Origin of the sequence: Cupriavidus sp. SHE (assembly GCF_000812445.1) — a bacterium.
In the GTDB taxonomy this organism is placed as follows: Bacteria; Pseudomonadota; Gammaproteobacteria; order Burkholderiales; family Burkholderiaceae; genus Cupriavidus; species Cupriavidus metallidurans.
In genome coordinates this window covers 1-1,895 of sequence record NZ_JWMB01000108.1, presented here as the reverse complement: position 1 = coordinate 1,895, position 1,895 = coordinate 1, and the positions used below count along the sequence as shown (strand labels likewise).

1 protein-coding gene is annotated in these 1,895 nt (G+C 65.1%); it reads right to left on the bottom strand.

Going from position 1 to position 1,895, the window contains the following annotated elements; genetic code table 11:
• On the bottom strand, window positions 1-1,895 hold a 1,895-nt coding region (locus tag RN01_RS34465), incomplete at both ends, for an S-layer family protein (protein WP_039016855.1).

The window sequence follows — 1,895 nt, the reverse complement described above, 5'->3', positions numbered from 1 at the left end:
TCGCATCCCGGCTCTGCACCGTGCCGTTCACCAGGCCTGCGGTGGTGTAGCCCAGCGTCGGATCGTCCGTGCCGTAGGTCTTGCTCGCGTTCTGCGCCGTCGCCGTCAAACTGGCTTGCGTGATCGTCTCGTTGGCCCCGGTGGTGTTGATCGTCAGCTGGTAGTTGCTGCTGGCGTTGCCGCTAGCCAGTGCCAGGCTGCCGTTGGTGAGCGCGTAGTTGCCCACGCCCTCACCCGACTGCCGGCCCAGGCTACCGGTCAGCGTGTTCGCCGCCGTGTCGGCAAGCGTCACATTGACCAGGTTGCCACTTGCGTCGCGGCTCTGTACCGTGCCGTTCACGAGACCCGCGGTCGTGTAGCCCAGCGTCGGGTCACTCGTGCCGTAGGTCTTGGTGGCGTTCGAGGCGTTCACCGTCAAGTTCGCGGCCGTGACGGTCTCGTTGGCACCGGTGGTGTTGATCGTCAGTGCATAGTTGTTCGTCGATGCCAGGCTGCCATTGGTGATCGCGTAGTTGCCCACGTTCTCGCCCGACTGGCGGCCCAGGCTACCGGTCAGCGTGTTCGCCGCCGTGTCGGCGAGCGTCACGTTGACCAGATTGCCGCTCGCGTCGCGGCTCTGCACCGTGCCGTTCACCAGGCCCGCGGTCGTGTAGCCCAGCGTCGGGTCGTTGGTGCCGTAGGTCTTCGTCGCGTTCGAGGCGTTCACCGTCAGGTTCGCGGCGGTGATGGTCTCGTTGGCACCCGTGGTATTGATCGTCAGCGCATAGTTGCCGCTAGCCAGCGCCAGGCTGCCGTTGGTAATCGCATGATTGCCCACGCCCTCACCCGACTGGCGGCCCAGGCTACCGGTCAGCGTGTTCGCTGCCGTATCGTTCAGCGTCACGTTCACCAGCGCACCGCTTGCATCCCGGCTCCTCACCGTGCCGTTCACCAGGCCCGCGGTCGTGTACCCCAGAGTCGGGTCATACGTGCCATAGATCTTGGTGGCGCTAGAGGCGTTCACCGTCAGGTTCGCTGCGGTGATCGTCAGGTTCGCATCCGTGACGTTGACCACAAAGGCGTAGTTGGCGCTACCGTTGGACAGGGCCAGGTTACCGGCCGTGATCGCGTAGTTGCCCACGCCCTCACCCGACTGGCGGCCCAGGCCACCCGTCAGCGTTCCCGAGGACGAGTCACTGATCGTCACGTTCACCAGGTTGCCGCTCGCGTCGCGGCTCTTCACCGTACCGTTCACCAGGCCTGCCGTCGTGTAAGCCAGGGTCGGATCGTCCCTGCCATAAGTCTTGGTGACGTTCTGCGCTGTCACCGTTACCGTCAGCCCAGCCGCACTGATCGTCTCGTTGGCGTTCGCCAGGTTGATCGTCATCCGGTAGTTGCTGTCCGCTGCCAGGTTGCCGTTGGTGATTGCGTAGTTGCCCACGCCCTCACCCGACTGACGGCCCAGGCTGCCCGTCAGCGTGTTCGCCGCCGTGTCGGCGAGCGTCACATTGACCAGGTTGCCGCTCGCATCGCGGCTCTGCACCGTGGTACTCACCAGGCCCGACGTCGTGTAGGCCAGGGTCGGATCGTCCGCGCCATAGGTCTTGGTGACGTTCTGCGCCGTCACCGTCAGGTTCGCGGCGGTGATCGTCTCGTTGGCACCCGTGGTGTTGATCGTCAGCGCATAGTTGTTCGTCGACGCCAGACTGCCGTTGGTGATCGCGTAGTTGCCCACGTTCTCGCCCGACTGGCGGCCCAGGCTACCTGTCAACGTGTTGGCCGCCGTGTCTGCGAGCGTCACGTTGACCAGGTTGCCGCTCGCATCCCGGCTCTGCACCGTGCCGTTCACCAGGCCTGCGGTGGTGTAGCCCAGCGTCGGATCGTCCGTGCCGTAGGTCTTGCTCGCGTTCTGCGCC